A 6,458-nucleotide genomic window follows, 5' to 3' on the forward strand; every position below is an offset into this window, starting at 1 on the left:
GTCGTGCTGATGCTTTGCTGCACGGGCTGCGGCACCACCGGCACCTCAGGCATCGGTGCAAACGACTGCGGCGGGGGTGGCGTCTTCGGTTGTGGCAACTGCGGCGGAGGGGGCGGCGGAGGCGGTGGCTGGATCTCCTTGAAAAGCTGGACATCCACCGGCGGCTTCAGCACGTCGACCACCACCTGGCCCAGGCCATTCAGCAGCGCGTAGCCCAGCACCACGTGCAGACCGGCAACGACCGCCAGGCCGGTGTAGCTGCGTTGACCCGACTTCTGCGGGTCCTCTGAAAAAACCATGGACATGAGGGTCAGCCTTGTGTGTTGAGCTCGGCGATGAAGTCGTAGGTGTCGCCGCGGTAGAAGGATTGAGACAACTCGATGGCCCGGCCGTCGCGCAGGTAGCCCAGGCGCTCGACCAGCAGACCGGCATCGCCAGGCTGGGCCTGCAGCAGCCCGGCCTGCTCATCGTTGAGCAGCAATGCACGCAAACGCTGCAGCGCGCGCACCGGTCTGTGGCCTGCGGCCTCCAATGCGTCGTAAAGCGAGTTTTGTACCGACGCCAGAGAAGGCAGCGCCGAGGCCAGCACGGTGGCGTATTCCAGCGCCATCGGCGCGTTGTCGGCATAGCGCAGGCGGTGGAGGCGGAACACCGTGGTGCCCGGGCTCAGCGCCATCTTCAGCGCCTCTTCCGGCGAGACCGTGCCCTCGGTGCGGCGCAGCCACTCGCTGCGCGGCGTGCGGCCGCGGGCGCGCATGTCCTCCGAAAAGGAGGTGAGCTTGGAGAAGTTCTTGTCGATGCGGGCACTGACGAAGTTGCCAGAGCCCTGCCGGCTCACCAGCAGGCCTTCGCCGGCCAGCCCGTCAATGGCCTTGCGCACGGTGATGCGCGAGACGCCCAGCTCGGCCGCCAGCTGGCGCTCCGAAGGCAGCGCGTCGTCCGGGCTCAGCACATGCTGCTCGATCGCGTCGCGCAGCGCGCGCTGCAGCTGCTGATAAAGAGGCTGGCTGCTGCTCGCATCCAGCAAGGGCAGCAGGCGTTCGGCCAGGGTCGGGCTCATCGGTCAGCACATCTCCGTATCGGTCAGCTGGGAAGTGTAGCGAGGGCAGTGATCACGAGCTCAAAATAGTACCACTACAGTACCAGATGATGCCAGTGGATGTGCCCTGGTTGACGCGCATCGGTCCGGACGAAATCCAAGTCTCCCTATGAAGATGGCGGGAAAGATACGGATCAGGGTCTTCCTCAGTGAAAAGTGGTAGCAAATTGGTTTTGTTTGGTAGTACATTGGTACTCATCAATTGACCCGCCCCACACAACAGAGGAGTCCATGAAACTGCAACTCAACCCTGTCGCCGCCGCCGCACTGTTTGTGGTGAGCACGGCTGCCCTGTCCCAGACCGCGCCAGCCCCGGCCGCCGCTGCCAGCGCGCCGGACGACGGCGTGCAACAGGTCGAGGTCACCGGCATTCGCGCGTCCATGCAGCAGTCCCTGCAAAGCAAGCGCAATTCCAGCTCCCGCGTGGAAGTCATCACCGCGGAAGATGTGGGCAAGATGCCGGACAAGAACGTGGCCGATTCGCTGCAGCGCATTCCGGGGGTCACGACCACCAGCGCCGGCTCGGCCGAAGGCTCTTTCGGCGAAAACGAACATGTGCAGCTGCGCGGCCTGAGCTCGCAGCTCACGCTGACCACGCTGAACGGCCACCTGGTCTCCACCGGTGACTGGTACGGCCCGAACATCGCCGCCGGCGGCCGCAGTGTCACCTTCACGCTGCTGCCGTCCGACCTGATCGGCAAGGTCACGGTCAACAAGTCCTCGCGTGCGGACCTGCCCGAAGGCGGCGCCGCAGGCACGGTGGACATCGACACCCGCCATCCGCTGGACTTCAAGAAGACGCTCTCGGGCGTGGCATCGCTGGAGGCCGCCCATTCCGACGCCGCGAAGAAGACCGACCCGTCGCTCAGCGCGCTGATCAACTGGAAGAACAACGACAGCACCTTCGGCATCCTGGGCCAGGTGTTCTCGCAGACGCGCCACCTGCAGCGCGCCGGCTCCGAAGGCGTGTGGTGGGACAAGACACCCGCCACCTATCCGATCTCCGACCTGGCCGGCAAGAACGTCAGCTACCTGAGCGGCGCGGTGCTGTTCGAGCAGGAGCGCAAGCGCGAAGGCGGCTACCTGGAAGCGCAGTTGAAGGTGGACCCGCGGCTGAGCTTCAACCTGTCGGGCTTCTACTCGACGGTGGACGCGAAGAACTACAACACCAACTTCATGGCCGACACGGTGAACCCGTTCAACGGACCGGGCTGGAACGGCAAGACCGGCACGCCCACCGGCGACTACACGGTCACCAACGGCACCATCAGCAGCGTCTTCTTCGGCAAGGACGCCTTTGCCAACAACGGCGGCTCGGCCGGCGCCTTCTCGGCGGTGGAAGACGTGGCGATCCGGCCCGACGCCAAGACCGACTCCAAGTTCATCAACCTGGACGGCAAGTGGCTGGTCTCCGACAAGCTCACGCTGACCAGCAAGATCGGCACGACCAATGGCGGCGCGCGCACCAAGGACGTGGGCTTCGAAGTCTGGAGCGGCTGGGACCAGGGCACCGGCTACACGGTCAACAAGGACGGCATCCTGATCCTGAACGTGCCGGGCGGTGACACCCTGACCAAGACCGGTGCCGGCATCGGCGGCTGGGGCTCGTACACCTCATCGAGCGATCGCGAGAACTACGCCCAGCTCGACGCCACGCTGCGCCTGGACAACGACCTGGTGCACACCCTCAAGTGGGGCGCCCGCGCCACCGCGCACCGCCGCTCGCTGACCAAGCTGGGCATGACGCTGGCCGCTGGTGCCGCGAGCGAAGACCTGATCACGGACGACGCCATCACCCACTATTCCGCCAACTGGTACGGCGGCCTGCCGGTCAACCCGACGCCAGGCTTCAGCCCCTGGAAGATCAGGAACGACTTCGTGGTGGACTGGATGAACCAGTACGCCACCTTTACCACCCACGCCACGCAGCAGGAATTCGACATCAAGGAGAAGACCGGTGCCGGCTACGTGATGGCTGAGTTCTCGCCGACGGACAAGGTCAGCGGCGACTTCGGCGTGCGCGTGGTGCGCACCAATGAGGACATCGACGCCTTCCTGCCCGGCGGCGCGCCCAACTACAAGAAGAGCTTCACCGACGTGCTGCCCAGCCTGAACCTGCGTGCTGACCTGGCCAAGGACCTGGTGGGCCGCCTGGCGCTGAACCGCGGCCTTTCGCGGCCGGACTTCGGCCAGCTGGCCGGCAATGACCTGCGCGACCTGCAGCACAACGGCGTGGGCAGCAACCCGTACCTGGACCCGATCCGCAGCAACAACCTGGACCTGTCGGCCGAGTGGTACTTCGGACCCAAGTCGCTGCTGGCCGTGGGCTTCTTCGCCAGCAAGCTGGACGGCGTGATCGCCTACGGCCACCAGCAGCTGGAATACCAGAACGCGTCGAACGGCAACGCCGTGGAGGTGTACGACATCTCCAGCCCGGTCAACACCCAGGGCCGTGTCACCGGCTTCGAGCTGGCCTTCCAGCACACGCTGGGCCTGGGCTTCGGCGTGGACCTGAACTACACCCGCTCGAACGGCAAGCAGACCGAGAAGCTCGCCACCGGCACCTGCAACGGCTCGGCCACCGAGGACTGCACGCTGTACGGCACCTCGAAGGACGTCTACAACATCGGCGCCTTCTACGAGAACGACAGCTTCAGCGCCCGCCTGGCCTACAGCCACCGCTCGACCTACAAGCTGGGCAACCGCGGCGGCGCCGACTACTTCCAGAATGGCAACGGCCAGCTGAACCTGGCGCTGAACTACAACGTCAACGACATGTTCGCGCTGACCTTCGAAGCCCAGAACCTGACCGACCCGCTGCTGAAGGTCTACAAGACCGACACGACCCAGGTCGCCGGCGTCTACAAGGCTGGCAAGATGTACTTCGGCGGCGTGCGCGTGAAGTTCTGAACGAGGCCCCGAGGGCCGGGCGGCGGCTTTCTATTGAGGCTTCCCTTATTCGAGGCGGTCTTGAATCCGTTCGCACTGAGCCTGTCGAAGTGCCTGCGTCGACGTACGCGCCGGCTTCGACAGGCTCAGCCCGAACGGGGGGGCTATGTCAGGAATTTCGAAAACATCAATAAGCCTGCCGCCCTCTTTCATGGGCACCAATTCAGGCACCCCAATCCGTGATGCCCTATCGCTCCCTGCTGCCAGCTGCCATCCTGATTCTCAGTGCCTTGGCCGGCTGCGCCACGCCGCCGTCGCCCGCTGGCCAGCCACCACTGCGCTACGTGCCCTACCTGCACATCGTCCAGGGCCTGGACCCGGCCACGCACAGGCTGCGCAGCGTGGCCGGCGAACAGCCGCCAGCGCCCCTGGTGCAGGCCGGCCGCAATGCACTGCCGGGCCGGCCGCGCGAGGTCGTGTGGGCCTTTGCCAGCGGCGAATGCGGCGCCGAAGATTGGGGCCCGGGCATTGACGCGACCCAACTGGTCGCGGCCAACGCCCCGGCCTTTGCGCAAGCCGGGATGCGCTACCGCATCTCGACCGGCGGCCAGGCCGGCGTGTTCACCTGCGCCAGCGAAGCCGGCATGCAGGGCTTCGTACAGCGCTACGCCAGCCCGGCGCTCGCGGGCTTCGACTTCGACATCGAAGGCAGCCAGACGGACCAGCAACTCGAGGGCCTGGTGCGCACCGCAGCCGCTTCGGCGCGCGCCCACCCCGAATGGCAGTACAGCTTCACGCTGGCCACGCTGGCGGGCAGCGACGTGCGCGGCGCCAACGTGAACGCCACCGGCGCGAAGGTCGTCGCCGCACTGCAACGGCATCACTTCGACACGGCGGTCGTCAACCTGATGGTGATGGACTTCGGACCGGCGAGTGCGGCGAGCTGCGTGCTGCGTGCCAGCGACGGCCGCTGCGACATGGGCCGCTCAGGCTTGCAGGCCGCGCTGAACCTGCAGCGCGAGTTCGGCGTGCCGCTGTCGCGCATTGCGTTGACGGCGATGCTGGGCGTCAACGACGTGACCGAAAACGTGTTCACACCGGAAGACGCGGCGCTGCTGCTGGCCGATGCCCGCACGCATGGGCTGGCGGGGGTGTACTACTGGTCGCTGGAGCGGGACGCGCCCTGCCCCGGTGGCGCGACCGAGGTCTCGTCGAAGTGCCACTCACTGCCAGGCGTGCCGGCAGGCGCTTTCGGGAAGATCGGTTTCTGAACCAACCGGGTTCAGTCCTTGGCATAGTCGTAAGGCCCGCCCTTTTCCAGCGCCCGCTTGTACGCCGGCCGCTGGTGAATGCGGTGCAGCCAGTCCATCAGCTTGGGCCGGCTCGCATCCAGCCCGGCGCGCTGCGCCGCAGCCTCCAGCGGAAAGCTCATCTGGATGTCGGCAGCGGTGAAGTCCGCACCCGCAAACCAGGGCCGCTGCCACAGCTCGGCTTCCATGAAGTCCAGCTGGGACTTGATGTTCGGCTCGACCATCAACGTCAACACCTTCTGCGCAATGCCACGGGCGATGGGCTTGACGAAAAAAGGCATAGGCGCGGTCTGGATGCGGCCGAAGATCAGCTTCAGCAACAGCGGCGGCATCGCCGAGCCTTCGGCGAAGTGCAGCCAGTAGGTGCAGCGCTGGCCCTCGGGGGTGGCAATCGGCGGGCGCAAGCCACTGGTGGCGCCGTAGGTGGCCAGCAGGTATTCGATGATTGCGCCGCTTTCGGCCATGGTCGCGTCGCCATCGGTGATGACCGGCGACTTGCCCAAAGGGTGCACCTTGTTCAGCTCCGGCGGCGCCAGCATCGTCTGCGGGTTGCGCTCGTAGCGCTTGACCTCGTACGGCAGGCCCAGCTCTTCCAGCAGCCACAGGATGCGCTGCGAGCGCGAGTTGTTCAGGTGGTGGACGACGATCATCGGCACGGTCTCCTCTTCTTGATTCTCAAACCTGGCGGCCGAGCCAGCCCAGCACACCTTGCGCCGCGACCTTGCCGCTGGCCATCGCCGCCGTCAGCAGGTAGCCACCGGTCGGCGCTTCCCAGTCCAGCATCTCACCGGCGCCAAACCAGCCGGGGTGCTGCTCCAGCATCAGCTGCGGCGTCAGCCCGGACAGCGCCAGCCCGCCCGCGCTGCTGATGGCTTCGTCCAGCGGCCGCGGCGCGGTCAAGGTCACAGGCAGCGCCTTGATGCGGCCAGCCAGCCAGGCTGCGTCGCGCGAGAGGTCCTGCCACTGCTCGGCCGACACGCCCTCGCGCAACAGCCCTGCCTTCGCGCCGGACACACCCGCCTGCTCCTTCAGGTGATTGGCCAGCGAGCGCGTGCCTCGACCGCGCGACAGCGCCGTGACCAGCTCGTCCAGGCTGCGCTGGGGCATGAGGTCCAGCGCCAGCGTGGCGCTGCCGCTCGCAGCAATCTCGTCACGCAGTT

Annotated in this window: 5 protein-coding genes and 1 pseudogene; 2 read left to right on the top strand and 4 right to left on the bottom strand. The window is 66.3% G+C overall.

Annotation, left to right across the window (positions count from 1 at the left end; all coding sequences use genetic code 11):
* Positions 1 to 305, bottom strand: a pseudogene (locus FKP22_RS17415) (hypothetical protein); the annotation flags it as partial.
* A gap of 5 nt (positions 306 to 310) precedes the next feature.
* Positions 311 to 1,060, bottom strand: a complete 750-nt coding sequence (locus FKP22_RS17420) for a GntR family transcriptional regulator (RefSeq protein WP_141288768.1) — start codon at positions 1,058 to 1,060, stop codon at positions 311 to 313.
* A gap of 270 nt (positions 1,061 to 1,330) precedes the next feature.
* Between FKP22_RS17420 and FKP22_RS17425 the strand changes: the two genes are divergently transcribed.
* Positions 1,331 to 4,009, top strand: a complete 2,679-nt coding sequence (locus tag FKP22_RS17425) for a TonB-dependent receptor (protein WP_141288770.1) — start codon at positions 1,331 to 1,333, stop codon at positions 4,007 to 4,009.
* Between the two features lie 221 nt (positions 4,010 to 4,230).
* Positions 4,231 to 5,259: a glycoside hydrolase family 18 protein gene (locus tag FKP22_RS17430; protein WP_141288772.1), complete on the top strand. Its 1,029-nt coding sequence runs from the start codon at positions 4,231 to 4,233 to the stop codon at positions 5,257 to 5,259.
* A gap of 11 nt (positions 5,260 to 5,270) precedes the next feature.
* Here the strand turns inward: FKP22_RS17430 and FKP22_RS17435 are convergent, their stop codons facing one another.
* Positions 5,271 to 5,948, bottom strand: coding sequence for a glutathione S-transferase family protein (locus FKP22_RS17435; protein WP_141288774.1), 678 nt, complete (start codon positions 5,946 to 5,948; stop codon positions 5,271 to 5,273).
* A 25-nt stretch (positions 5,949 to 5,973) separates the two neighbouring features.
* Positions 5,974 to 6,458, bottom strand: a 485-nt coding sequence (locus FKP22_RS17440; RefSeq protein WP_211361446.1) for an NAD(P)/FAD-dependent oxidoreductase, incomplete at its 5' end; no start/stop codon positions are given.

Origin of the sequence: Ideonella azotifigens (assembly GCF_006519715.1) — a bacterium.
Taxonomy (GTDB): Bacteria; Pseudomonadota; Gammaproteobacteria; order Burkholderiales; family Burkholderiaceae_C; genus Ideonella; species Ideonella azotifigens.

Excerpts from the sequence above, each read along its gene's own strand:
- FKP22_RS17420 (WP_141288768.1), bottom strand. The coding sequence starts at position 1,060 with ATGAGCCCGACCCTGGCCGAACGCCTGCTGCCCTTGCTGGATGCGAGC.
- FKP22_RS17425 (WP_141288770.1), top strand. The coding sequence starts at position 1,331 with ATGAAACTGCAACTCAACCCTGTCGCCGCCGCCGCACTGTTTGTGGTG.
- FKP22_RS17430 (WP_141288772.1), top strand. The coding sequence starts at position 4,231 with ATGCCCTATCGCTCCCTGCTGCCAGCTGCCATCCTGATTCTCAGTGCC.
- FKP22_RS17435 (WP_141288774.1), bottom strand. The coding sequence starts at position 5,948 with ATGATCGTCGTCCACCACCTGAACAACTCGCGCTCGCAGCGCATCCTG.